Origin of the sequence: Vibrio chagasii, from assembly GCA_041879415.1 — a bacterium.
GTDB lineage: Bacteria > Pseudomonadota > Gammaproteobacteria > Enterobacterales > Vibrionaceae > Vibrio.
The window spans coordinates 34,230-60,714 of the sequence record CP090851.1 but is presented as its reverse complement, the minus strand read 5'-3'; the positions used below and the strand labels follow the sequence as shown (position 1 = coordinate 60,714).

Here is a 26,485-nt window from a genome sequence, read left to right as displayed (position 1 = left end):
ATATCAGCATTCCCAATATCAGGAGTTCACAAGGAAACCCTAAAGAGTGGCGCGTCCTGGAGGATTCGAACCTCCGACCGCCTGGTTCGTAGCCAGGTACTCTATCCAGCTGAGCTAAGGACGCGCAGTTTTCGATATTGGTATTCGCAACATCAGGAGTTCACAATGGAAACCCTAAAGAGTGGCGCGCTCTGGAGGATTCGAACCTCCGACCGCCTGGTTCGTAGCCAGGTACTCTATCCAGCTGAGCTAAGAGCGCACGGGTTTTAGTATCAACTTAGTCAATACAAGGATCAACAGACCCTTGAATAGTGGCGCGTCCTGGAGGATTCGAACCTCCGACCGCCTGGTTCGTAGCCAGGTACTCTATCCAGCTGAGCTAAGGACGCACGGTTTTGATATTAATTCTCGACGAACGATTTATCAATATCGGGATTCACATTCTTATTAGAAGCAAACCCTAAATAGTGGCGCGCTCTGGAGGATTCGAACCTCCGACCGCCTGGTTCGTAGCCAGGTACTCTATCCAGCTGAGCTAAGAGCGCACAGGTTTTAGTATCAACTTAGTCAATACGAGGATCAACAGACCCTTAAATAGTGGCGCGTCCTGGAGGATTCGAACCTCCGACCGCCTGGTTCGTAGCCAGGTACTCTATCCAGCTGAGCTAAGGACGCACGGTGTTCATTCATTCAGAATGAAGTTGTGAAATATATCACATTCTTCTTGCTACGAAGAAAAAAAAAGGCCATCGGCCTGTAATGAATGGCGGTGAGGGAGGGATTCGAACCCTCGATGCAGCTACAAACCACATACTCCCTTAGCAGGGGAGCGCCTTCGGCCACTCGGCCACCTCACCTAATTCATTATTCTCACATCACTTACAAGTAAGAGAAGAGAGAATGGCGCGTCCTGGAGGATTCGAACCTCCGACCGCCTGGTTCGTAGCCAGGTACTCTATCCAGCTGAGCTAAGGACGCACATTTACATTGTCTAAGTTGCTAACTTTAGACTCGCAAGAAATGGCGGTGAGGGAGGGATTCGAACCCTCGATGCAGCTACAAACCACATACTCCCTTAGCAGGGGAGCGCCTTCGGCCTCTCGGCCACCTCACCGTCTTGCGGAGGCACATATTACGTTTTACCGAAAATATGTCAAACACTTTATTGAAAAAAATTGGACAAAAACACTCAACCGTTTGCTATTTAATCAAAGCGCTTGCAATTTGAACTTATAACATCAAAAGCGCGCTTTTTCCCTTAAAAATTAAGGCGAAAGATTAGCAATAATAAACCGCTAAAAACAATTATCTAATTTCTCCAGCAGCAAGTGCTACCGCTGGATGAACAATACTACGGGATGCGTATTTGCGCTATAGGGGAAGCCAATAAATCTTGAAGTGTGGCAGATAAATATCGCTGCGAGCTTCATCATGCAAGAACTCAGATGACACTCCGCTTACTGGAGTATTCACACAATGGAATCAAAACAAACGCACCATCCGGCTAATCAATACCCTGACATCGATTTCTCATACTCCAAGATCAAAAAAGGCTAGCAGTAATGCTAGCCTCTTCTCTACGCAAAGTATTAGTAGTTGCCAGATGCAACGTTACCATTACCTTTTTCAGCTTGAATGCGCATGTAGATCTCTTCACGGTGAACAGATACTTCTTTAGGTGCGTTAACACCAATACGTACTTGGTTACCTTTAACGCCTAGTACAGTAACTGTTACTTCATCACCAATCATCAGTGTTTCGCCAACGCGGCGAGTCAAAATTAGCATTCTTTGCTCCTTGAGTAATCTCTAAATTTATCTAGCTACGAGAGCATTATCCAACAAAAGTTATATTTTCGTAAACTATCGATTGAGTTTATTTAACCAAAATGCACTTCTTTTTTAGGATAACCCTGTGCTTCACGCGCTACGATGTATGCATTGTGTAATATGTTAGCAGCCATATCGACTTGCGTTGGTGATACCACCAAGGTTAAAGACTGCTGCTGCAATAAGTGATGCTGTACATCAATTTCGCCTTCAGACAACAATCCATGTGAACTGACCACAATTTCTTGTGTTCGGCTTCCTACCACAGTTAACAAACTAACCTGTTCACTATTACGGATTTTCTCATCAAAAACTAGTTTTAATTTGGCACTTATGTCTTGTTTGATAATGAGTGCTGCCCGATCTGTTTCCTCGATCACACTACAGACTTCAATTCCTAACAGTTGGCAATGCGATAAGAAAGAATCTAGGTCCTCATTCAAACACTCAATACGCACCATATCTCTTTGTATAGCGAGGCCTGAAATATCATTCAAACACTGGTCGCCCGCAATCAATGTGCCCTCGCCTTGTTCAAAGCTTGAAAGCACGCGCAATGGCACATTGTGTTGCCAAGCATACTGAACACACGGAAGGTGCAGCACCTTAGCACCACGTCGGGCCATCTCTTCCATCGATGGAAAATCTAAGGTATCGAGTTTCTTTGAGTGTTTAACAACTCGAGGGTCACACGAGTAAACGCCATCAACATCAGTATAGATCTGGCACTCTTTGGCTTGCAGGGCTCCTGCTAACGCAACCGCTGTAGTATCAGAGCCACCACGACCTAATGTCGTGATATCACCTTTAGCATTGATGCCTTGAAAGCCTGCCACAATCACTATTTGGCCGTCCTCCAAAAGAGCTTGAATAGGAGCAGTATCAATACGCTCAATCGTCGCATTGTTATGATTCGAATCGGTGTGAATTCTCGCTTGGTAGCCTGTCATCGATGTCGCTTCATAACCTAACTTGTGCAGCGTCATCGCCAACAGTGCCATGGAAACTTGCTCTCCAGCCGTTAACAACACATCCAATTCTCTAGCATTTGGTACGCTATCGATTTGAGTGGCTAAGTTAACCAACCGATTTGTTTCACCTGACATAGCAGAAACCACAACCACGATTTGATTGCCTTCATTTTTCGCTTCAATGATTTTCTCTGCTACATGTTGGATTCGTTCTATTGAACCCACTGACGTTCCGCCAAACTTCTGCACGATAAGAGGCATTTTCACCCGTCCTCACCTTCCCAAGACCAATGTCTATATATGACAAAAAAACACACGCTCCGCGTCATGGCGAAGCAATAAAAAATTAACCAAGAAGTCTAACGTTGACATTAGACTTCTTGGTTAATCTCAATCAAACCTGGTTTAGACACTCTTCCAATAGGCAAAATAAAAGATGCCCAATCAACTGATTGGGCATCTTTGTATCAATTACTTAAGCTTAAAGACGCTCTTCTAGCCAAGTACGTACAGATTTAAGCGCTTCAGGTAGTGCTTCAACGTCAGTACCACCCGCTTGAGCCATATCTGGGCGACCGCCGCCTTTACCGCCAACTTGCTCAGCAACCATCTTAACTAGGTCACCCGCTTTTACTTTGCCGATAAGGTCTTTAGTAACACCAGCAATCAAGCCAACTTTACCGTCTGCTACGTTAGCGATTAGGATGATACCGCTACCTACTTGGTTTTTAGCGTTATCAACCATAGTACGTAGGTTCTTGTTGTCTGCACCTTCAATAGCAGCAACCAGTACCTTAGTACCTGAGATCTCCTCTACTTTGCCCATGATGTTTGCACTTTCAGCTGCAGCCATCTTTTCTTTAAGTAGTTGGATTTCTTTCTCTAGAGATTTCGCTTTCTTAGCTGACTCAGCCAGTTTCTCTTCGTAAGCGTTAGCTTGAGCTTCTACTGCATCTAGTGCAGCTTCACCCGTTACCGCTTCGATACGGCGAATACCCGCTGCGATACCACCTTCAGAAGTGATCTTGAACAGGCCAATGTCACCAGTGTTACTTGCGTGGATACCACCACAAAGCTCAGTAGAGAAATCGCCCATAGACAGAACGCGAACTTCATCATCGTACTTCTCGCCAAACAGTGCCATCGCACCTTTTTCTTTCGCTGACTCGATGTCCATGATGTGAGTTTCAATTACATGGTTCTTACGAACTTGTGCGTTAACCAAACGCTCTACTTCTTTAAGTTGTTCAGGTGTTACCGCTTCAAGGTTAGAGAAGTCAAAACGTAGGTTGTCAGGCTTAACCAAAGAACCTTTTTGAGCTACGTGCTCACCAAGAACTTCGCGCAGTGCAGCGTGAAGTAAGTGAGTTGCAGAGTGGTTAAGTGAGATAGCAGCACGACGCTCAGCGTCTACTGTAGCTTCTACTTTATCGCCCTTCGCGAACACACCTTCAACTAGCTCACCGTGGTGTGCAAATGCGTTACCTAGTTTTTGAGTGTCCTCAACTTTGAAAAGACCAGACGCAGTTTTTAGCGTACCTGTATCACCACATTGACCGCCTGATTCCGCGTAGAATGGCGTCTCTTCAAGGATGATGATTGCTTTATCGCCCGCAGACAGAGAAGCAACCTCTTCGCCTTCAACGAACAGTGCAGAGATCTCACCAGCACCTTCTGTACCTGTGTAACCACAGAACTCAGTGTTAGTTTCCACTTTGATCGTCGCGTTGTAGTCAGTGCCGAATTGGCCCGCTTCACGTGCACGCTGACGCTGAACTTCCATCGCCTTCTCGAAGCCTTCTTCATCAATGGTGAAGTCACGCTCACGAGCTACGTCGTTAGTTAAATCAGCTGGGAAGCCGTAGGTATCGTAAAGTTTGAATACTGTTTCACCATCTAGCTCTTTGCCTTCAAGTGCGTCTAGTGCTTCGTTCAGGATAACCATGCCGCGCTCTAGTGTGCGACCAAAGTTCTCTTCTTCGATACGAAGTACTTTTTCAACAAGCTCTTGTTGCTTCTTCAGCTCATCTGCTGCAGAGCCCATCACTTCAGCCAGAACACCCACAAGTTTGTGGAAGAATACGCCTTGTGCACCAAGCTTGTTGCCGTGACGAACTGCACGACGGATGATACGACGTAGAACGTAACCACGACCTTCGTTTGAAGGCATAACGCCGTCAGCGATCAGGAATGAACAAGAACGGATGTGGTCAGCAATAACGCGTAGCGACTGGTTTGATAGGTCTTCGTAACCGATCGTTTCAGCCGTTGCTTTGATTAGCTTTTGGAATACATCGATTTCGTAGTTTGAGTGTACGCCTTGCATGATTGCAGAGATACGCTCAATACCCATACCTGTATCAACAGCAGGCTTAGGTAGCGGTTCCATTGTGCCGTCTGCGTGACGGTTGAACTGCATGAATACGTTGTTCCAGATCTCGATGAAACGGTCACCATCTTCTTCAGGAGTACCTGGACGGCCGCCCCAAATGTGTTCACCGTGATCGTAGAAAATCTCAGTACATGGACCACAAGGACCTGTGTCACCCATTGTCCAGAAGTTGTCAGACTCGAACTGTTTACCGCCTTCTTTGTCGCCGATGCGAACGATACGGTCAGCAGGTACACCTACTTTCTTGTTCCAGATATCGAATGCTTCGTCATCTGTCTCGTATACCGTTACCAATAGACGATCTTTTGGCAGTTGTAGAGTTTCTGTTAGGAATTCCCAAGCAAACGCAATCGCGTCTTCTTTGAAGTAGTCACCAAAGCTGAAGTTACCAAGCATTTCAAAAAATGTGTGGTGACGAGCCGTGAAACCTACGTTTTCAAGGTCATTGTGTTTACCGCCAGCACGTACACAACGTTGAGCCGTAGTCGCTCGAGTGTAGGCACGCTTCTCGGCGCCTAAGAAACAATCTTTGAATTGGTTCATACCTGCGTTAGTGAATAGCAGGGTTGGATCGTTATGTGGAACTAACGATGAACTGTCTACGATTTGGTGTCCTTTGCTCTCAAAGAACTTAAGGAACGCGTTGCGAACCTCATCAGTGCTCATGTACATGCAGCTCTTCCTGAAAATAGTCGAGTTAAAATTTTGCCGTATTGTAGATCATGGTTAAGGCTTCGACTAGTTTTCTTGCAGAAAAGACGCCCTTGGATAGGATTTTAGTTGGAATTAGCGAAAATGAAGAATATTCCACTAGGTTGTAACTAGTAGATATAAAGAAAAACGGTAGGGTGAATGTTTATGGGAAAAGCTTAAATAAACTCTGATAAGTAGGGAAGTGGATGATTTGGGAAGACTAGCGCTTAGTACAGATATGATTGAACTCTTCGCTGTTATTAGCTGAGAACAGGTAAAGAAAATCACCATCCAATTCAATATCGTATTGAATCGTAAACCCCTTATACAGTGCCTGATTACGATTGATCATGTCATTCGGATGTTTATGTCTGAAGTTCACTTCATTAAACACCATCTCTAAATGGTTGTCTTGCAATGTGTATTTCCCGACAAACACAACCTCTGCCGTTTCGACCACCCCGTGCTGATTCAGAGTTTGAATCCTATCGCTGACAAAAAAATCTTCGTCAGAACTAAACGAGTACAGCATAAATTCATTCAACTCAGAGTACCGCGCATACGATGGCGTAACAAAGCCCAAATGTTTGAGGTTACACGCCCACTGGCTACCTCTTAAAGAGATAGGTTGAGTGAGTAATACAATTGCCAGAATCAATGCACCTAACGCTGAAATCATGACAAAAATTGCAGGCTTAGATTTTATCAATGCGTGACACCTTGTATCTTATTTAATTCTCTACTTACTTGCCTATCATCCACAGCAAGCATCGGAATTATAAGCGTAGACTGAAACCTGCTAAGGTTCAGCAAAATATTGTAATCCATAAAGTTTCGCGTAAATAACGGTGAAGCCTTGGTGACCAAAATTCACCAAGGCCTCTCGCTATGATTAAGCTTTTAGAGCTTCAACAATAGCGTTGTAGTTTGGCTCTTCAGTCACTTCCGAAACCAGTTCGCTGTGCAACACTACATTGTTCGAATCTAGTAGAATAACGGCACGAGCTGACAAGCCAGATAGTGCATGCTCTTCAAACTGTGTACCGAATGTTTTTAATAGCTCTGGATTTTTGAATACCGATAGCTGCTCCACACCTTCCACACCTTCGCTCTCTTGGTAACGAGCAAGCGCAAATGGTAGATCGGTTGAAACCGTGTATACATCTACTGACTCTGATTTTAGCTCTGCTAGTTCAGAGATCACCTTAGTACTGCTTGAACATACTGGTGTATCAACGCTTGGGAACAAGTAGATCAGTTTAAAATCAGCTTGTTTTTCTGAAATCGTTAGTGGTGCTAGCGATACCGATGTCATTGCTGGTGTAGTAAGTACTTCACCTTTTTGTGGGAAGTCACCTGCTAGTGCGATTTTATCGCCCATAAATGTCACTGTGTTCATGTTTATTCCTTTCAATGTAATTCTTAAAATGGCTGTTCTAGCTGACTGTGTTGCTGTTATCTAAAGACACTCAAATTGAACATCTCTTATCTATATGTCATTCGTAATTTGCACCTGCGAAGTCAGTAAAAACGTTTATTAACCCTCGGGTGCAAATTCAACGCTTAGGCAGCTTCGATTACTTTTCGTATTTGATTGAGGATAGGAACCGCATCGTCGAAACCAACAGAAAGAGAGAAATCAATTTCTTGATCAATATTCTGCTGAGCAACCTTTAGTAAGGTCACCTTGTCGCAGCGTTCAAGGCTCTTCTCTTTATCGGCAAAAATCTTAGTAAGAGACTGAATAACATCCAGTTGAAAGGACTCTATGGAAGTGACGTCCTTATACTCTTGCAACAGCTGATTCACCGATTGAGAGTTTTTCTGTTTAATTTCTGGCATCCTAATTACCTTTAAAACAACGATTAGAAGTCAAGCTATCACCCAAGCTCGAGGCGGCATTACGTTAGCAACCAGCCATCGCTTCCACCACAAACCATTGCCAAACAAAAACATAACCACATAGCTAAATGTAATCTTTATATAACCAATGAGATTTTACAGTTACAGACAGCCCTCCTATGCTTAAAGTACCGCCCGCCAAAATGAACTTCATTTAAATTACTAAGCCCATGAATCAAATGCGTAGTATCACCGATTCCGTCACTATTGATATTGAGATAAGGACACTGACTCACCATCCAGCGGATATCACGGTCAGCATGCGCCCTCTACCGTTCAAGGTTCTGTTGTACTTGTTAAAGCACCAAGATAGATGCGTTTCGCGAGAGGAGTTGTTTGAAGAGTGTTGGCAAGGTGTGTTGGTTACCGATCAGTCCCTAACCAACACCATTAGTTATATTCGAAAAGTATTCAAAAAATTAGACACTAACGAGCTAGAGCTCAAAACAATCAGTAAGCAAGGTTACTTATTGGTGATCTCACCAAAGCAACAAGATTTGCAGGTTGAAGAAGTTAAATCTATCGTTGAGGCGGAAGTGCAACTTGAATTGGCGGATGCAGAAACTCGCATTGATGACGAAAAGATAAGCCCTGATTTACAGCAACCAGTCAGTAATCAAACAACGAAAACCAAGTTTCCTCGTCAATTTACGTTAAATTTATGTGCCCTGTGGCTTGGCATCATATTGGTCGCCTACTACTCCATTCATTACAACAAAGAGCGAGCGCCATTCTTGGATAAAGACAACTACCAGTCCTACCCTTTTGGCAGCGCCACGCTTTATGTTCATGACCAATCAAATACAATCACTGATCCCGAAATGACCTCATACATCAATAACCTCGAGCTATCGCAGTGCAATGTAAAAAGTATCTACATTCGTATCACTAACTCAGCTTTCCGAGACAACATCATTTCAATGTATGCTTTTGTTTTTACGAACAATCGAAAGAGCCAAAATATCTTCAAACAGAAGCTAGACGGTCTCAATATTTACCCATCCATTATTACTCCCTTACTGGAGTCCTTTTACTGTAAAGGCAAACCACAGCAATAAATGCTCTTGTCGCTCAAGAAATCAGTGGCTTAGCTTTGAGGGAGGTTTAGAGAGCGACCACCGCAATAAGAAACTGAGGAAGTGCTGTGTGTCAGCCAATAAAAAAGCCCCGCATACAATGCAAGGCTTCAAGTTCTTAGCTAAGAGTAACGATTTAGATTAAAACTCTTCGTTCTCTTCTTCTTTTTCTACTTCTTTCTCATCAAGAACAGCAGGAGTCAGTAGTAGTTCACGAAGTTTAGTATCTAGCTCTAGAGCGATCTCTGGGTTTTCACGTAGGAACTTACAAGAGTTCGATTTACCTTGACCGATCTTATCGCCTTTGTAGCTGTACCAAGCGCCGGCTTTATCAACTAGCTTGTTCTTAACACCTAGGTCAATCAGCTCACCCTCACGGTTAAAGCCCTGGCCGTATAGGATTTGAGTTTCAGCTTGTTTAAACGGTGCAGCAATCTTGTTCTTAACAACTTTAATGCGCGTTTCGTTACCAACGATCTCGTCACCTTCTTTGATAGAACCAGTACGACGAATATCAAGACGAACAGATGCGTAGAACTTAAGTGCGTTACCACCAGTTGTTGTTTCTGGGTTACCAAACATTACACCAATCTTCATACGGATTTGGTTAATGAAGATACACATACAGTTAGACTGCTTAAGGTTACCAGTCAGCTTACGCATTGCTTGAGAAAGCATACGAGCTTGAAGACCCATGTGGCTGTCGCCCATTTCGCCTTCGATTTCAGCTTTTGGTGTTAGTGCTGCTACTGAATCGACAACCAATACGTCGATAGCACCAGAACGCGCTAGAGCATCACAGATTTCTAGAGCTTGTTCACCAGTGTCAGGTTGAGAAACAAGAAGTGCATCGATATCAACACCAAGCTTTTGAGCGTAAATAGGGTCTAGTGCGTGCTCAGCATCAACGAAAGCACAAGTTTTACCTACTTTTTGTGCAGCAGCAATCAGCTCAAGTGTTAGCGTTGTTTTACCTGAAGATTCTGGACCGTAGATTTCAACGATACGACCCATCGGTAGACCACCAGCACCTAGTGCGATATCTAGAGATAGAGAACCAGTAGAAATCGTTTCTACATCCATTGTACGGTTGTCACCAAGACGCATGATAGAGCCTTTACCAAATTGTTTTTCAATCTGACCAAGGGCTGCGGCTAACGCTTTTTGTTTATTCTCGTCCATTACTATCTCCAGGTAATCGGTTGTCGTGAAACAAGCGATTTAGAATCTATTTCTAACCCACATAGGGGTGACTAATTGGCTTTCATTATACTGTTGATTCATACAGTGTCTATACCTGTATGAAAATAATTTGTACAAATGTTACTTGTCTTCCATTGATAGGTAATCATAAATAACTTGCAGGGCATGGTGGGTGGCTTGTTGGCGTACTTGTGATCTGTCACCATCAAATACATGCGTTTCCACTTTATTCCAACCACTTAGCGCTTTCCAAGCAAAGCATACTGTACCAACGGGCTTGTCTTCAGTACCGCCGCCAGGGCCTGCAATACCACTAATTGACACAGCGATGGTTCCGTTCGAATGCTCTAGTGCACCTTTAGCCATTTCGATGACGACAGGTTCACTGACCGCACCAAATTCCACTAAGGTTTCTAGCTGCACGCCAATCATCTCTTGTTTTGCTTCATTGCTATAAGTGACAAAAGCGCGGTCAAACCAAGCCGAACTGCCCGCGATATCAGTCACCGCACTTGCTACACCGCCACCAGTACAAGATTCGGCAGTCACCAACACCTGATTGTGCTCTGCAAGCAACAGTCCGAGTTTTTCACTAAGATCTTGAGTCATCTGCATTGTCAGCTTCCCTTTATTTACCATTAGAACATTTGGATGCGCATCTTTTCGCTTCAGCCGCTTTTCGCACGAAACGCTTTCACGTATCCTAAGCCGCAATAGAAATAAACGAAAGAAGTTAACTGTGAAAGCCGATCAAAAACATACTCCCATGATGCAGCAGTACCTAAAACTGAAGGCAGAAAACCCAGAAATTCTGCTATTCTACCGCATGGGCGATTTCTACGAGCTTTTCTACGATGACGCAAAAAAAGCGTCTCAACTCCTCGATATTTCACTGACTAAACGCGGCTCTTCAAATGGTGAGCCAATCCCAATGGCCGGCGTCCCATACCATGCCGTTGAGGGATACCTAGCTAAGTTAGTGCAACTCGGCGAATCCGTAGCAATTTGTGAACAGATTGGTAATCCAGCACTTTCAAAAGGCCCTGTAGAGCGAGCGGTAGTACGTATCGTGACACCGGGTACCGTAACCGATGAAGCACTGCTTTCTGAACGCGTCGACAACTTAATCGCCGCTATTTACCACCACAACGGTAAGTTTGGTTACGCGACGTTAGACATTACCTCTGGCCGATTCCAACTGTGTGAACCTGAAACCGAAGAAGCAATGGCAGCAGAACTGCAGAGAACCTCTCCGCGTGAGTTGTTGTTCCCTGAAGATTTCGAACCCGTTGAATTAATGGCAAGCCGCACAGGCAATCGTCGTCGTCCAGTATGGGAATTTGAATTAGATACCGCTAAGCAGCAGTTGAACCAACAGTTTGGCACTCGTGACCTTGTTGGTTTTGGCGTTGAAGGCGCAAAACTTGGCTTGTGTGCAGCCGGCTGCCTTATTCAATATGTAAAAGATACTCAACGTACTGCGCTTCCGCATATTCGTTCACTGACAATGGACAAGCAAGATCACTCGGTAATCCTTGATGCTGCGACTCGCCGTAACCTAGAGATCACGCAAAACCTTGGCGGTGGCACTGACAACACTCTCGCTGAAGTGCTGGACCACACTGCAACCGCAATGGGTAGTCGTATGCTTAAGCGTTGGTTACATCAACCAATGCGTAATATCTCAGCACTCGATCAACGCCTAGACGCGATTGGTGAGATGAAAGATTTGGCGCTATTCACTGAGCTGCAGCCAACACTGAAACAGATTGGTGATATTGAACGTATTTTGGCTCGATTGGCACTTCGCTCGGCTCGCCCACGTGATATGGCGCGACTTCGTCAAGCGATGGAATACCTACCAGAACTTGCAGAAACGCTAACCCAACTTAAGCATCCATACCTGACTCAACTTGCTCAGTATGCTTCTCCTTTGGATGAAGTATCGGAGCTACTAGAGCGCGCCATCAAAGAGAACCCACCTGTGGTTATCCGCGATGGTGGTGTTATCGCTGAAGGCTACAATGCCGAACTAGACGAATGGCGTAACCTAGCTGCTGGTGCAACTGAATTCCTTGATCAATTGGAGCAAGAAGAGCGTGAGCGCCATGGTATCGACACACTTAAGGTTGGCTACAACAACGTACACGGTTTCTTTATTCAGGTAAGCCGCGGGCAAAGCCACCTTGTGCCGCCACACTATGTTCGCCGTCAAACACTAAAGAACGCTGAGCGCTACATTATTCCTGAGCTAAAAGAGCACGAAGACAAAGTTCTAAACTCTAAGTCGAAAGCTCTGGCTATCGAGAAGCAATTATGGGAAGAGCTGTTTGATTTGCTACTGCCACATTTAGAGCGACTACAAAACATCGCCTCTTCTGTGTCTCAGCTTGATGTACTGCAGAACTTAGCTGAGCGCGCTGATACTCTTGATTACTGCCGTCCGACTATGACGGAATCTGCTGGCGTCCAAATCCAAGCAGGCCGTCACCCTGTGGTTGAGCAAGTGATGGATGAACCATTCATTGCTAACCCAATTGACCTTAACGACAAGCGTAAAATGCTGATCATCACAGGTCCAAACATGGGTGGTAAATCGACTTACATGCGTCAAACAGCACTTATCGCGCTAATGGCACATATCGGTTGTTATGTTCCAGCAGAGAGCGCAACCATTGGCTCTATCGACCGCATCTTTACTCGAATTGGTGCATCGGATGATCTCGCGTCTGGTCGTTCAACCTTCATGGTTGAGATGACAGAAACGGCTAACATTCTGCATAACGCGACGCCAAACAGCCTGGTACTGATGGATGAAATCGGTCGAGGTACTAGTACTTACGATGGTCTATCTCTAGCTTGGGCAAGTGCAGAGTGGTTAGCGAATCAAATCAATGCGATGACACTGTTTGCGACGCACTACTTTGAGCTAACCGAACTACCAAACCAGATTCCAACACTGGCCAACGTTCACTTAGACGCAGTAGAGCACGGTGACAGCATCGCCTTCATGCACGCAGTTCAAGAAGGCGCAGCAAGTAAGTCTTACGGCCTAGCGGTTGCTGGGTTAGCTGGCGTACCAAAGGCAGTGATCAAGAATGCTCGTGCGAAGCTGACACAACTTGAAGCGTTGAGCATTGAGTCTCCTACATCGAAGCCAAGCGGCGTTGATATTGCGAACCAACTTAGCCTTATCCCTGAGCCAAGTGAAGTAGAACAGGCATTAGCGAACGTTGATCCTGATGATCTGACGCCACGCCAAGCACTGGAAGAGTTGTACCGCTTGAAGAAACTTCTCTAATCAAAGGCAAGTATCTTTAAGCCCGATAAAAACAAAAACGCTGACATTAAGTCAGCGTTTTTTTGATGCGATATAAATGGATATCGTTTAGTCGTTTTCAACGTTGAACAGGTTTTCCATGTTCAAACCTTGCTTGATAAGGATCTCACGTAGACGACGAAGACCTTCAACTTGGATTTGACGAACGCGTTCACGAGTCAGGCTGATTTCACGACCAACTTCTTCTAGCGTTGACGGTTCATAGCCTAGTAGACCAAATCGACGTGCAAGCACCTCTTTCTGCTTAGGATTCAGCTCATCAAGCCAGAAGATCAGTGAGTTTTTGATATCGCTATCTTGAGTCGAAACCTCAGGATCTGAGTTGTTCACATCTGGAATAATGTCCAGTAGTGCTTTCTCACCATCACCGCCAATTGGCGTATCTACCGAGCTCACTCTTTCGTTTAGACGAAGCATCTTACTTACGTCACCAACAGGTTTATCAAGCTTAGAAGCAATCTCTTCCGCTGTTGGTTCATGGTCAAGTTTCTGTGATAGTTCTCTTGCAGTACGCAGGTAGATATTCAGCTCTTTCACAACATGAATTGGCAAACGGATAGTGCGAGTCTGATTCATCAAAGCACGCTCAATGGTCTGACGAATCCACCATGTCGCGTAGGTAGAAAAACGGAAGCCACGCTCTGGGTCAAACTTCTCTACGGCGCGAATCAAACCTAGGTTACCTTCTTCGATTAGATCAAGAAGTGCTAGACCACGGTTGCTATAACGACGAGAAATTTTAACGACCAAACGCAGGTTACTTTCGATCATGCGTTTGCGTGCTGCTTCATCACCGCGTAGAGCTCGACGCGCATATAGCACCTCTTCTTCTGCGGTTAGTAGTGGTGAGAAACCGATTTCGCCTAGATACAGTTGCGTCGCATCTAAACTCTTGGAAGTAACTTCTGTTTCTTCTTTAACTTCGGCTTTCTTAGTAGCAGTTCGCTTCTCTTGTTCAAGTGTTTCCGATTCCGTGGTTACTTGGTCAAGATCGAACTCTTCTTTGATTACTGCATTGCTTATACTCATAACGCCTCCCCCTGGCGAAATTAGCATGACATTACAACTTCATATGTCGCTAAATGACTGTGTCACTCAATACAATACGTGATTAGTTGGTATTGTATTTAAGGTAAATATCGTTTTGGATTGACGGATTTACCTTGGTAACGAATCTCAAAGTGCAGCCTAACACTGCTGGCTCCGGAGCTTCCCATTGTTGCAATCTTCTGCCCTGGTTTCACACTTTGCCCTTCAGATACTAATAGTCGGTCGTTATGCGCGTATGCACTTAAGTAATTATCATTATGCTTCACAATCACTAGATTGCCGTAGCCTCGTAATGCATTACCCGAATAAACAACCGTTCCCCCTGCAGTAGATACTATTGGCTGACCTCGCTGTCCTGCTATGTCTATGCCTTTATTTCCTTGTTCGCCTACAGAGAAATTCTTAATTACTCTCCCTTTTGTTGGCCATAACCATTTGGATATTTTATCACTTGTTGGTTTGGTGGACGGTGTAACATTCTGTTTACCTTTAGACCCAACATACTCCTTTGATTTGGATTGTTCAACCTTCTTTGGTGGATCTTTTTTCGCCACTTTGGCTGTAGTTTGAGCTGGCGCAGGTTTAGAGTTTTTGCTCTGTTGCGGGGTAGCTTTAGGTTTACTTGCAGTCGACGCAGCAACAGGGGCGGCAACTGCTGCAGCTGCAACCGTTGTCTTACCATAGGCTGGTGCATTATAGCTAGGACGCCACAACTTAAGCTTCTGTCCAGGGTGGATGGTATAAGGGGCTGCAAGTTTGTTATAGCTAATCAGATCTTGTACATCTTTATTGGTGACATACGCGATGAAATAAAGCGTATCGCCTTTTTTCACTTCGTAGTAACTGCCGCGATAGCTACCGCGATCAATCGATGAGTAGTTTTTACTTAGGCTTGAAACTGGCGCAGGCGAATTCGCTGCACACCCAACAAGTGCACAGCTAAGCAGTAAGGAGCTTCCTTTTAACAACTTCGAACGCATCGACTCTCTATCCACCTACACCATAAGTCTTTTATTAAGCTAGCTCACCAGGAACCAGAGGTACAAATCGCACCATCTCGATGACACTCGATAAAAACTCATCACCATGACGCACGATCTTCAATAACTGTTGTTCGTCATCACCAACCGGAATCAATAGACGACCGCCATCTTTCAGCTGTTGCAAAAGAGCTTGAGGAATAGACTCTGCAGCAGCGGTTACGATGATCGCATCAAAAGGCCCTTTAGAGGACCAACCTTGCCAGCCATCACCATGTTTGGTTGAAATATTATAAAAATCGAGCTGCTTTAGCCGACGCTTTGCGTCCCATTGTAGCGACTTTATTCTTTCAACCGAATAAACATGATCAACAAGTTGAGCTAAAACAGCAGTTTGGTAGCCAGAACCAGTTCCGATTTCCAAAACTCGGCTATCTTGTTGCAGCTCGAGTAACTCGGTCATTTTAGCAACAATATACGGCTGTGATATGGTCTGCCCTTGCCCGATAGGCAGTGCATTATTGTCATAAGCCTGATGATACATAGCCTGAGACAAAAAACTCTCTCTTGGAAGTTGGTAAATCGCATCCAGTACTTTTTGGTCTCGGATGCCATTTTCAATCAGAAAAGTAATTAAGCGTTCTGCTTGTGGGTTACTCACTTACTTCTCCCCTAACCATGTTGTCATAGCGCCTAAAGACTCATGTGCTGTCAGATCGACCTGCAATGGCGTTACCGACACAAAGCCATGCTCAATCGCATAGAAATCGGTACCTTCGCCCGCATCTTGCTCTTTACCTGGAGGGCCAAGCCAATAAATATCATGACCACGAGGGTCTTTTTGCTTAATCATATCTTCAGCATGGTGACGTGCGCCAAGGCGAGTGACCTGAGTCCCTGATAGCTGTTCTAAAGAGAGATCCGGCACATTGACGTTTAAAAGGCGGTTGGTTGGGATTGGTTTTGCTAAATGTTGTTCGACAATACGACGAGCAATCGCTGCCGCTGTCTTAAAATGTTTTTTACCAACCAGAGAAAATGCCACCGATTGAACACCGAGAAAGTGTCCTTCCATTGCTGCTGCGACTGTACCTGAGTACAACACGTCATCACCTAGGTTTGCACCATGGTTAATGCCCGTTAACACTAGGTCAGGCATATCATCCTTTAGCAGCTCATTTAATGCGAAATGCACACAATCGGTCGGTGTTCCCTGTACCGAATAGGTCTTTTCAGCAATCTCTTGAACACGTAAAGGCTGTTCTAAAGTTAATGAATTTGAAGCGCCTGAACGATTACGGTCAGGTGCTACAATGATAACTTCAGCAAGATCACGTAGTTCATCTGCTAGCTCATGAATACCTTGAGCATGCACACCATCATCGTTGCTGAGTAAAATCTTCATTCTGTATCCTTTCTTCATATTCCAGTGCTAAGTGACTTAAATACCAATATTAAGTCACTTAGTGCCAAGCAGAATCATTACTGCTCGTAGCTTCTCTCTACGTGTACTTCTTCGACTAATTCACGAACGATAGCTGTCGCAAAGCAGCCAGCATCAAGAGAGAACTTCAGAGTGACATTATCTTCACTCACTTCCCACGTTAGATCAGTCGGTTTCAGAGACGCTTCACGGCGGTCATGGCGCATACGGTTACCACGAATCAGAGCCATCAGATCCGGTTCAGCATCAAGGTGTTTCTGCTCTAAAGCTTGAGACTCATCAGTCGTTGGCAAAGCGTTATCACCGGCCAAAGCAACCGTCACAAATGCAGTACCATTCGCAACATCTTGGCTTACAGCTTCAAGATTGTCAGCCGTCACCGTTAGTTGAGCGCCATCTTTAACCACGATATCGCCAACCAATACCGATGCAAACACATCTTGCTCAATACGGTCAGAAAGGATTAAGTTGTAAATCCATGAACGAGCAGCCGAAAGATACAAGCTACGTTTATTCTGATTACGAGTACGAACATTATCACGACCCCAACGACGAGCTTCAGACAAGTTATTACCTTCGTTACCAAAACGCTGAGCACCAAAGTAGTTTGGTACACCCACTTGAGCGACTTTTTCTAGACGTTTTACGACATCATCGCAGTCTGTTACTTCAGACAAGGTCAACTCGAATTGGTTGCCAACTAAATCACCCGGACGCAATTTTTTGTTGTGTCGTGCTGTCGCAAGAATTTCGATGCTTGGGTACTGTGCTAAGAACGCTGAAAAGTCAGGCTCACCTTTAGGTAGGTGTACACTCAACCACTGCTCGGTCACTGCGTGACGGTCTTTCAAGCCAGCCCAGCTTACGTCTTTCGACTTAACGCCACAGGCTTTAGCCAACTCATTGGCTACGAAACTCGTGTTTTCACCTGTTTTACGAATGCGCACCATTAAGTGTTCGCCTTCACCCGTAAACTCAAAACCCAAGTCTTCGATAACGACAAAGTGTTCAGCTTTCGCTTTTAGTTTTGCTTTCGCAGTTGGTTTACCGTTTAGATAAGCCAATGAAGATAAAATATCTGACATGCTGTTCTTTTCGTGTTGGTGCTTATGCACTTTTGGTAATTAGGACCACCGCTTCACATGCGATGCCCTCTTTGCGACCCGTAAAGCCTAAACGCTCGGTTGTCGTTGCTTTTACGTTCACATTGCTGATGCTGGTTTCTAAATCTTGTGCAATGGCTTGGCACATAGAGTCTATATGAGGCGCCATTTTAGGCGCTTGCGCCATGATAGTAATATCGGCATTGCCAATCACATAGCCTTGCTCTTTTACTCGGCGGTACACGTCTTTCAATAACTCACGGCTATCCGCGCCTTTCCACTCATCGTCAGTATCAGGGAAATGACGACCGATATCGCCTGCGGCGATCGCCCCTAACAGCGCGTCACACAACGCATGAAGGGCAACATCACCGTCTGAGTGTGCGATAAGACCTTGTTCATAGGGGATGCTCACACCACCGATAATTACCGGGCCTTCACCACCAAACTTATGTACATCAAAGCCATGGCCAATACGAATCATCATTATTCCTTATTCTGACTTAAATAGAACTCAGCGAGCGCTAAATCTTCAGGCTGAGTAATCTTAAAATTATCTGAACGCCCGGCGACTAAAGCGGGCGAGAAGCCTTTCCATTCAAAAGCAGAGGCTTCATCGGTAATCGAAACGCCTTGTTGCAGCGCTTCGCTCAATACATTCCACAGAGGTTCCGCTCTGAACATTTGTGGTGTGAGGGCGTGCCACAAATCGGCTCGCTCGACAGTATGATCAATTTGCCCTTGAGCGCCTCGCTTCATCGTGTCTCGTACTGGGGCTGCTAAGATTGCCCCAACATCATGGCTCATCGCCCTCGATATTAACTTGTCGATATCACTTAGCTGAACACAAGGCCTTGCTGCATCATGCACCATCACCCAATCACCGAGCTGTTGCTTCTCGATATAATCTAAAGCAGAAAGAACGGAATCCGCTCTTTCACCTCCACCGACGACTCGAATCACTTGTGAATTCTGAGTAAGGGGTAGCTCTGGGTAGTATGGGTCATCATCACTGATTGCGACGACAATTTGAGAGACTTGAGGGTGAGCTAGGAGCTTCTCAACAGTATGCTCTAAAATCGTTTTACCATTGATCTCAAGATATTGCTTCGGACGGTCAGCCTTCATTCGGCTACCAACGCCCGCCGCAGGAACAACGGCAATCACGCTTTGAGGTTGAGTCAACATTAATGGGATTCCTCACCAATGATGCGATAAAACGTTTCGCCTTCTTTAACCATGCCAAGCTCATGACGTGCGCGTTCTTCTATCGCATCTAAGCCTTGGCGTAGGTCGTCGATTTCCGCAAACATCTCAGCGTTTCGAACTTTTAATTTTTCGTTAACTTGTTGCTGAACTTGGATTTCATTGTTCACACCGTAGTAATCAGAGATACCATTTTTACCGAGCCACAGTGTGTGTTGTAGCCAGCCAAACACTATGAGCAGTACTAAAGCAAAAATTCGCATAACACCTTTCGCCGGTTGAAAAAGAAGGAACTAGAATAAGGCACATATATACCATAATGAGCTTATTGGTGCGAGATATGTGGTGTCAGGGAATCAATAAGTCGGGGAATTATTGTCGTTAGGAACCAGTGATGAGATTCCTGATCCACGTCATTCCCAAGAACGAAGAGCCAATAAGTTGAGAACCTATCGCAGGGAACGCAAATAAGAGATTCCCTACTCCTTCCTTCGTCAGTCTAGGGAATGACGAATTTTAGGCAAAAAAACGCCCTACCGAAGTAGAGCGTTTCAAAAGCTTTAAGTTAACAATTCGCTAGGAATTATTGACCTTTAACGTTTTAAAGACCGCTTTCGTTGTAAAAAGGGGGGAGCTTTAGAACCTAGAGCTTCTTCCCGCCAATTTCTACAGACAAAAAAATGCCCCGCATTAGCGAGGCATTCAAAGCTTAGATTAACAATTCCTTTGGTTTAAAAACCAGAGAGATTATTGACCTTTAACTTCTTTAAGACCGTTGAAAGGAGCTTTAGAACCTAGAGCTTCTTCGATACGGATTAGTTGGTTGTACTTAGCAACACGGTCAGAACGGCTCATAGAACCAGTCTTGATTTGACCTGCAGCAGTACCTACCGCTAGGTCAGCGATAGTTGCGTCTTCAGTTTCGCCAGAACGGTGAGAGATTACAGCTGTGTAACCTGCGTCTTTAGCCATCTTGATTGCAGCTAGAGTCTCAGTTAGAGAACCGATTTGGTTGAACTTGATAAGGATAGAGTTAGCTACGCCTTTCTCGATACCTTCAGCAAGGATCTTAGTGTTAGTAACGAATAGATCGTCACCTACTAGTTGAAGCTTGTCACCTAGTAGTTCAGTTTGGTGCTTGAAGCCAGCCCAATCAGACTCGTCTAGACCGTCTTCGATAGAAACGATTGGGAATTGGTTAGCTAGCTCAGCTAGGTAGTGGTTGAACTCTTCAGAAGAGAAAGTCTTACCTTCGCCTTTCATGTTGTAGATGCCAGCTTCTTTGTCGAAGAACTCAGATGCAGCACAGTCCATAGCTAGAGTAACGTCTTTACCTAGTTCGTAACCAGCAGCTGCAACAGCTTCTGCGATAACTTCTAGAGCTTCAGCGTTAGACTTAAGGTTAGGAGCGAAGCCACCTTCGTCACCAACTGCAGTGCTGTAGCCTTTAGACTTAAGAACTTTAGCTAGGTTGTGGAATACTTCAGCACCGATACGTAGACCTTCTTTAAGAGTCTTAGCACCAACTGGTTGGATCATGAACTCTTGGATGTCAACGTTGTTATCAGCGTGCTCACCACCGTTGATGATGTTCATCATTGGTAGAGGCATAGAGAACTGACCAGCAGTACCGTTTAGCTCAGCGATGTGCTCGTATAGAGGCATGCCTTTAGCTGCAGCAGCAGCTTTAGCGTTCGCAAGAGAAACAGCTAGGATAGCGTTCGCGCCGAACTGAGATTTGTTCTCAGTACCGTCAAGGTCGATCATGATTTGGTCAACGTCAGCTTGAGCTTTAGCGTCTTTACCAACTAGAGCTTCAGCGATTGGGCCGTTTACAGCTTCAATTGCTTTAAGAACACCTTTACCTAGGAAACGTGATTTGTCGCCGTCACGTAGCTCAAGAGCTTCGCGAGAACCAGTAGATGCGCCAGATGGAGCAGCAGCCATACCTACGAAACCGCCTTCTAGGTGTACTTCAGCTTCTACAGTTGGGTTACCACGTGAATCGATGATTTCACGACCTAGAACTTTAACGATCTTAGACATTGAATGTTTCCTTCTCGTTGAATATATAAATGTCAAATTTAAAGGTAGCAGCACAACTTACGCTGCTACCTGTATTCCTTTTACTTCTCTAACTCGCCGCGCTGGAACTCACCAGCCGCTTTAACGAAACCTGCAAACAATGGGTGACCATCGCGAGGTGTTGAAGTGAACTCTGGGTGGAATTGAGCTGCAACGAACCATGGGTGGTTCGGGTTCTCAATAACTTCAACCAGTTTCTTGTCCGCAGATAGACCCGATACTTTTAGGCCCGCTTTTTCGATTTGTGGACGAAGATTGTTGTTCACTTCGTAACGGTGACGGTGACGTTCATGGATCGTCGCGCTACCGTATAGTTCGTAAGCTTTCGTACCTTTCGCTAGGTGACAAAGCTGTGAACCTAGACGCATTGTGCCGCCTAGATCAGATGTCTCTGTACGCTCTTCAACTTTACCTTCGCCGTCTACCCACTCAGTGATTAGGCCAACAACTGGGTATTTAGTCTCAGAACAGAACTCAGAAGAGTGTGCGCCTTCCATTTTCGCAACATTACGAGCGTACTCGATAAGTGCTACTTGCATGCCTAGACAGATACCTAGGTACGGTACTTTGTTTTCACGTGCGTATTGAGCAGCAAGAATCTTACCTTCAACACCACGGTCACCGAAGCCACCAGGTACTAGAATTGCGTCTAGGCCTTCTAGAATTTCTACGCCACGAGACTCAACGTCTTGTGAATCTACGTATTTAATATTAACGCTTAGGCGATTTTTCAAGCCTGCATGTTTTAGCGCTTCATTTACTGATTTGTATGCGTCTGGTAGTTCAATGTACTTACCAACCATACCAATCGTCACTTCACCCGTTGGGTTAGCTTCTTCGTAAATTACTTGTTCCCATTCAGACAGATCTGCTTCTGGAGCTGTAATGCCGAAACGCTTACATACAAGATCATCAGTGCCTTGAGCTTTAATAAGCTGAGGGATCTTGTAGATAGAGTCAACATCGCGCATAGAAATAACTGCATTTTCTTGCACATTACAGAACAGAGCAATTTTCTTACGCTCATTCGAAGGAATGTTGCGGTCAGAACGACAAACTAGGATGTCAGGCTGAATACCAATAGACAGTAGCTCTTTTACAGAGTGCTGAGTCGGCTTAGTTTTCACTTCGCCCGCAGCTGCTAGGTAAGGTACTAGCGTTAGGTGCATGAACATTGCGCGTTCACGGCCTAGTTCTACTGCTAGCTGACGAATCGCTTCCATGAATGGTAGAGATTCGATATCACCAACCGTACCACCAACTTCAACGATCGCGATATCGTGGCCTTCAGCGCCAGAAATAACACGCTCTTTGATAGAGTTAGTGATATGTGGGATAACCTGAATAGTTGCACCTAGGTAATCACCGCGACGCTCTTTTGCTAGTACGTCTGAGTAAACACGACCTGCAGTGAAGTTGTTACGCTTAGTCATCTTGGTGCGAATGAATCGCTCATAGTGACCAAGGTCAAGGTCTGTTTCAGCGCCATCTTCCGTAACGAACACTTCACCGTGCTGAGTCGGGCTCATAGTGCCTGGATCAACGTTGATGTAAGGGTCAAGCTTCATCATAGTCACTTTAAGACCACGAGCTTCTAAAATAGCCGCAAGAGATGCTGCAGCAATACCTTTACCTAGAGAGGATACAACCCCGCCAGTAACAAAAATGTAATTTGTCGTCATGTTTAACCTGAAATTGGTTGAATGAGGGAAATGGACTACTTCTGGACGGGATGAAAATATACCAGAAGCCCCTTATCGCCACAACGTGAAATCTATCACACTGCTATTTTTTATTTTTTGCTTCAAATCAATTCATGATAAAAGCTTTGGTTATCTTTTCTCCGCTACTTTTACCTCATCCCACATGGAATCAAGCTGTTGTAGTGAAAAATCGGTCAAACTTTTATCTTGTTGACGCACTTTTTCTTCCACCCCTTTAAAGCGACGTGAAAACTTCAAGTTGGCCTTATTGAGAGCTGATTCAGGATTTTTACCTAAATGTCGCACCAAATTCACCGTTGCAAACAGCAAATCACCCAACTCTTCTTCAACCAAATCTTCGTTTGGTGTCACTTGAAGCGCCTCTTCCAGCACCTCATCCATTTCCTCTATTACCTTGTTGGCAACTGGGCCAATTGAGTCCCAATCAAAGCCATATTTCGCTACCTGCTTTTGAATTTTTGTAGCACGTGAAAGCGCAGGTAGAGAGTTTGGTATTGAGTCTAGAATACTTTCTTGAGTTTTGCCTGCTTGTGCCTTTTCTTTGGCTTTTTCCGCTTCCCAGTTCGCATTGATTTCTTCGTCGCTAGCAAACTCGGCATCCGAGAACACATGAGGGTGACGGCGTGTTAGCTTCTCATTGATGCCATCAACCACATCAGAAAACTCAAACAGCCCCTGCTCTTTCGCCAACTGACTGTAAAAAATCACCTGAAACAGTAAATCGCCAAGCTCTTCTTGCAGATTCGACCAGTCTTTGTTGTGGATCGCATCCACCACCTCATAGGTCTCTTCGATAGTATGCGGGACAATTGTTTCAAAATTTTGTTTTAAATCCCAAGGACAGCCACCTTCTGGATCGCGCAGCTTAGTCATGATCTGTTCAAGTTGTTCAATCGGGTGATTCATCGTTTTCTTCCTATTACTGTCTTTGATTTTTAAATTTATAACGTCTTCTAAAACTAAAAAAGGCGAGCAGCCAAAACCACTCACCTTTCTTGATACTGTCTAATTCTCTAAATAATTGAAGCTGTGGCTAGGCGACAAGCAAGCGAGACTCCTGAGCATAGCTTGCCTATGTGATTGAGCGAGTGCGCGCAGTCAACAACGCCATCAGCTTCAAGTATGACGAGAATTTTAGCCCAAGCGTTTGACGCTCATAACATCTTTGATCTGCTCGACTCGGCTCGTCACTCGACTCAGAATCTCAATATTCGTCACTTCTAAATCGAAGTCCATTACCGATAATTGACGTTTGTAGTCGATACGACTCTTCATTGTCGTCACGCTGATCTTCTCGTTAGAGAACAGTGAGGTGATGTCTTTCAATAAACCATTGCGCTCTAGCGCTTCAACACGCAGCGTTAGGATGTAAGAACCGACAAAGCCATTGCCCCAAACGGTATCAATGATACGCTCTGGTGCGTGCAGGCTTAGTTCACTCAACTGCTCACAGTCAGCACGGTGAACCGAGATACCGCGACCTTGAGTGATGTAGCCTTTAATCACATCACCAGGAATCGGCTGACAACAGCGAGCAAGGTGCGTCATTAGATTATCAACGCCTTCTACTACCACTGCGTCTTTCTTAGGACGACTCTGCTGTGCTGGCTTGCTTTCCGACTCAAGCAACTTCTCTAATGCTTTCTTGTCTTCTTCTTCCGCCGTTGGCTTGTTGACTAACGCATTGATGTGATTAACCACTTGGTTAATACGCAAGTCGCCACTACCAATACCTGCGTAAAGCTCGTCTGGCGTATTCACGTTAAAGCGTCTTAGTGCGTATTGGTCGGCATCTTTTAGGGTTGCGCCTACTTTCGCTAGCTCAACTTCCAGGATGTCACGACCCGCTTCTAGGTTTTTCTCACGGCTCTGCGCGCGGAACCAAGCATTGATTTTCGCTCGAGCACGACCAGAGTGAACGAAGCCTGTGGTTGGGTTTAACCAGTCACGAGATGGGTTCGGCTCTTTCTGCGTGATGATCTCAACTTGGTCACCCATCGATAGTTTATGAGTGAACGGTACAATACGGCCCGCTACTTTGGCACCGATACAGCGGTGTCCGACCATCGAGTGGATGTGGTAAGCGAAGTCCAACGGGGTTGCGCCCATTGGTAAGTCGACCACGTCACCACGTGGAGTAAATGCGTATACACGGTCGTCGAAGACTTGGCTACGCACTTCATCCAGCATCTCGCCAGAGTCCGACATCTCTTCTTGCCAGTCGATAAGTTTACGCAACCAAGTGATTTTCTCATCGTAGCCACTACGCCCACCAGAAGAGCCTTCTTTGTACTTCCAGTGCGCCGCCACACCAAGCTCAGAATCTTCGTGCATCTGCTTAGTACGGATCTGAATCTCAATAGTCTTGCCTTCAGGGCCAAGGACTACGGTATGAATCGACTGGTAACCATTTGGCTTAGGGTTCGCCACATAGTCATCAAATTCGCTCGGTAGGTGTTTGTATTTGGTGTGTACTACCCCAAGACCGGCGTAGCAGTCTTGTAGCTGGTCAGCGATGATACGTACCGCTCGCACGTCAAAAAGCTCATCAAAGGCCAAGCCTTTCTTCTGCATTTTGCGCCAGATACTGTAGATGTGTTTTGGTCGACCGCTTACTTCAGCGTTGATGTTAGAACGCTGCATTTCTGCGGTTAAGTCATCAACGAAATCTGTGATGTATTGTTCACGAACGATACGGCGCTCAGACAGCTGTTTGGCAATCTGCTTATAAGTGTCTGGCTGCTGGTAGCGGAAGGCGTAATCTTCGATTTCCCACTTAAGTTGACCGATACCTAAACGGTTGGCCAGTGGTGCGTAGATGTTAGAACACTCTTTTGCTGCCGCTCGGCGCACAGCATCAGGGGCCTTTTTCACCTCGATGAGGTTACAGATTCGCTCCGCAAGTTTGATAACTACGCAGCGGAAATCGTCAACCATGGCCAATAGCATGCGTCGAACGTTATCCACCTGACCCGAGGCAGCACTGCCTTCAAGGGTTACGTTTAGCTGCCCTAAGGCCGCCATTTCTTCAACGCCGTCAATCAGCTTAACAATTTCTTTGCCGTAGCTTTCTTCGAAGGCTTCGCGCTCAAAAACGCCACTTGATACCACTGGGAAGAGTTGTGCTGCGACTAATGTTGCACGATCCATCGACAACGTGACCAAGATTTCAATCATCTCACGTCCACGCCATAGCAAGAGTGATGCTTGCTCGTGATCTTTTAATAGCTCTTCACAGTGAAGATAAACTTTATTCAGTTTATTTGAGGTTTTTGCGTCTTGCTTTAATGACGCAATCCAACTTTCTAGCTCAAACTGTTCGCTTGGGTTTAAATGTGCGCTTCGTACCGCAACCATCGTGCCTTCCTAGTTATTCTGTTTTATACCCAATTCAATATGACTAACTGGTTCCAAGTTAGTTCGACCATATTGATATCAGCGCAAGTATCCCTGCGCCTTTGTCATTCATTTTTAAGCCTTATTTACG

At 45.2% G+C, this 26,485-nt stretch carries 22 protein-coding genes and 8 tRNA genes; 2 read left to right on the top strand and 28 right to left on the bottom strand.

Annotated elements, in window-relative coordinates; all coding sequences use genetic code 11:
- Window positions 1-47: 47 nt before the first annotated feature.
- The 14 genes from L0991_00330 to L0991_00265 all read right to left on the bottom strand — a co-directional run bounded on the left by L0991_00330 (window position 48) and on the right by L0991_00265 (window position 7,727).
- Window positions 48-124 (bottom strand) — tRNA-Arg (locus L0991_00330).
- Between the two features lie 58 nt (window positions 125-182).
- Window positions 183-259 (bottom strand) — tRNA-Arg (locus L0991_00325).
- Between the two features lie 53 nt (window positions 260-312).
- Window positions 313-389 (bottom strand) — tRNA-Arg (locus L0991_00320).
- Between the two features lie 79 nt (window positions 390-468).
- Window positions 469-545 (bottom strand) — tRNA-Arg (locus tag L0991_00315).
- Window positions 546-598: 53 nt separating this feature from the next.
- Window positions 599-675: transfer RNA gene (locus L0991_00310), tRNA-Arg, on the bottom strand.
- 89 nt (window positions 676-764) lie between these two features.
- A tRNA-Ser gene (locus L0991_00305) sits at window positions 765-857 on the bottom strand.
- Between the two features lie 44 nt (window positions 858-901).
- Window positions 902-978, bottom strand: a tRNA-Arg gene (locus tag L0991_00300).
- A gap of 43 nt (window positions 979-1,021) precedes the next feature.
- A tRNA-Ser gene (locus L0991_00295) sits at window positions 1,022-1,114 on the bottom strand.
- A gap of 475 nt (window positions 1,115-1,589) precedes the next feature.
- A complete protein-coding gene (gene csrA, locus L0991_00290; GenBank protein XGB62535.1) occupies window positions 1,590-1,787 on the bottom strand; it encodes a carbon storage regulator CsrA in 198 nt (65 codons plus the stop codon).
- 92 nt (window positions 1,788-1,879) lie between these two features.
- Window positions 1,880-3,061: an aspartate kinase gene (locus L0991_00285; protein XGB63825.1), complete on the bottom strand. Its 1,182-nt coding sequence runs from the start codon at window positions 3,059-3,061 to the stop codon at window positions 1,880-1,882.
- Window positions 3,062-3,281: 220 nt separating this feature from the next.
- Entirely contained in the window at window positions 3,282-5,864 is a 2,583-nt protein-coding gene (gene alaS / locus L0991_00280; protein XGB62534.1) for an alanine--tRNA ligase, read from the bottom strand.
- Window positions 5,865-6,105: 241 nt separating this feature from the next.
- Entirely contained in the window at window positions 6,106-6,594 is a 489-nt protein-coding gene (locus tag L0991_00275; protein ID XGB62533.1) for a hypothetical protein, read from the bottom strand.
- A gap of 183 nt (window positions 6,595-6,777) precedes the next feature.
- Complete coding sequence (gene tpx / locus L0991_00270) at window positions 6,778-7,284, bottom strand: thiol peroxidase (protein ID XGB62532.1); 507 nt, start codon at window positions 7,282-7,284, stop codon at window positions 6,778-6,780.
- Window positions 7,285-7,448: 164 nt separating this feature from the next.
- A complete protein-coding gene (locus tag L0991_00265; GenBank protein XGB62531.1) occupies window positions 7,449-7,727 on the bottom strand; it encodes a hypothetical protein in 279 nt (92 codons plus the stop codon).
- Window positions 7,728-7,966: 239 nt separating this feature from the next.
- Between L0991_00265 and L0991_00260 the strand changes: the two genes are divergently transcribed.
- Window positions 7,967-8,845 carry a winged helix-turn-helix domain-containing protein gene (locus L0991_00260; GenBank protein ID XGB62530.1) on the top strand — a complete coding sequence of 293 codons (879 nt, stop codon included), beginning with the start codon at window positions 7,967-7,969 and terminating at the stop codon, window positions 8,843-8,845.
- A 159-nt stretch (window positions 8,846-9,004) separates the two neighbouring features.
- Here L0991_00260 and recA read toward each other — a convergent pair whose 3' ends face one another.
- Both recA and pncC read right to left on the bottom strand, forming a co-directional pair.
- Entirely contained in the window at window positions 9,005-10,045 is a 1,041-nt protein-coding gene (gene recA / locus L0991_00255) for a recombinase RecA (GenBank protein XGB62529.1), read from the bottom strand.
- Between the two features lie 141 nt (window positions 10,046-10,186).
- Window positions 10,187-10,681, bottom strand: a complete 495-nt coding sequence (pncC, locus tag L0991_00250; protein ID XGB62528.1) for a nicotinamide-nucleotide amidase — start codon at window positions 10,679-10,681, stop codon at window positions 10,187-10,189.
- A gap of 124 nt (window positions 10,682-10,805) precedes the next feature.
- On the opposite strand from pncC, the gene mutS reads away from it, so the two are divergent.
- On the top strand, window positions 10,806-13,367 hold the full coding sequence (gene mutS / locus L0991_00245) for a DNA mismatch repair protein MutS (GenBank protein ID XGB62527.1): 2,562 nt from the start codon (window positions 10,806-10,808) through the stop codon (window positions 13,365-13,367).
- A gap of 87 nt (window positions 13,368-13,454) precedes the next feature.
- Here mutS and rpoS read toward each other — a convergent pair whose 3' ends face one another.
- From rpoS to relA, 12 genes are all read right to left on the bottom strand, one after another.
- Window positions 13,455-14,435: an RNA polymerase sigma factor RpoS gene (gene rpoS / locus L0991_00240; GenBank protein ID XGB62526.1), complete on the bottom strand. Its 981-nt coding sequence runs from the start codon at window positions 14,433-14,435 to the stop codon at window positions 13,455-13,457.
- Between the two features lie 98 nt (window positions 14,436-14,533).
- Window positions 14,534-15,436, bottom strand: a complete 903-nt coding sequence (nlpD, locus tag L0991_00235; protein ID XGB62525.1) for a murein hydrolase activator NlpD — start codon at window positions 15,434-15,436, stop codon at window positions 14,534-14,536.
- Between the two features lie 34 nt (window positions 15,437-15,470).
- Window positions 15,471-16,097, bottom strand: coding sequence for a protein-L-isoaspartate(D-aspartate) O-methyltransferase (locus tag L0991_00230; protein XGB62524.1), 627 nt, complete (start codon window positions 16,095-16,097; stop codon window positions 15,471-15,473).
- Window positions 16,098-16,841 carry a 5'/3'-nucleotidase SurE gene (gene surE, locus L0991_00225; protein ID XGB62523.1) on the bottom strand — a complete coding sequence of 248 codons (744 nt, stop codon included), beginning with the start codon at window positions 16,839-16,841 and terminating at the stop codon, window positions 16,098-16,100.
- A 77-nt stretch (window positions 16,842-16,918) separates the two neighbouring features.
- The gene (gene truD / locus L0991_00220; protein XGB62522.1) at window positions 16,919-17,965 is read right to left on the bottom strand and encodes a tRNA pseudouridine(13) synthase TruD; all 1,047 of its coding nucleotides are present in this window, start codon (window positions 17,963-17,965) and stop codon (window positions 16,919-16,921) included.
- A gap of 22 nt (window positions 17,966-17,987) precedes the next feature.
- On the bottom strand, window positions 17,988-18,467 hold the full coding sequence (gene ispF, locus L0991_00215; protein XGB63824.1) for a 2-C-methyl-D-erythritol 2,4-cyclodiphosphate synthase: 480 nt from the start codon (window positions 18,465-18,467) through the stop codon (window positions 17,988-17,990).
- A gap of 2 nt (window positions 18,468-18,469) precedes the next feature.
- Window positions 18,470-19,171 carry a 2-C-methyl-D-erythritol 4-phosphate cytidylyltransferase gene (gene ispD, locus L0991_00210; GenBank protein ID XGB62521.1) on the bottom strand — a complete coding sequence of 234 codons (702 nt, stop codon included), beginning with the start codon at window positions 19,169-19,171 and terminating at the stop codon, window positions 18,470-18,472.
- Entirely contained in the window at window positions 19,171-19,452 is a 282-nt protein-coding gene (ftsB, locus tag L0991_00205) for a cell division protein FtsB (GenBank protein ID XGB62520.1), read from the bottom strand. The genes ispD and ftsB overlap by 1 nt, the downstream gene beginning before the upstream one ends.
- Before the next feature lie 484 nt (window positions 19,453-19,936).
- Window positions 19,937-21,235, bottom strand: a complete 1,299-nt coding sequence (eno, locus tag L0991_00200; protein ID XGB62519.1) for a phosphopyruvate hydratase — start codon at window positions 21,233-21,235, stop codon at window positions 19,937-19,939.
- Between the two features lie 80 nt (window positions 21,236-21,315).
- Entirely contained in the window at window positions 21,316-22,956 is a 1,641-nt protein-coding gene (locus L0991_00195) for a CTP synthase (protein XGB62518.1), read from the bottom strand.
- A gap of 150 nt (window positions 22,957-23,106) precedes the next feature.
- Window positions 23,107-23,904: a nucleoside triphosphate pyrophosphohydrolase gene (mazG, locus tag L0991_00190; GenBank protein ID XGB63823.1), complete on the bottom strand. Its 798-nt coding sequence runs from the start codon at window positions 23,902-23,904 to the stop codon at window positions 23,107-23,109.
- Between the two features lie 228 nt (window positions 23,905-24,132).
- Window positions 24,133-26,355 carry a GTP diphosphokinase gene (relA, locus tag L0991_00185; GenBank protein XGB62517.1) on the bottom strand — a complete coding sequence of 741 codons (2,223 nt, stop codon included), beginning with the start codon at window positions 26,353-26,355 and terminating at the stop codon, window positions 24,133-24,135.
- Window positions 26,356-26,485: the final 130 nt, after the last annotated feature.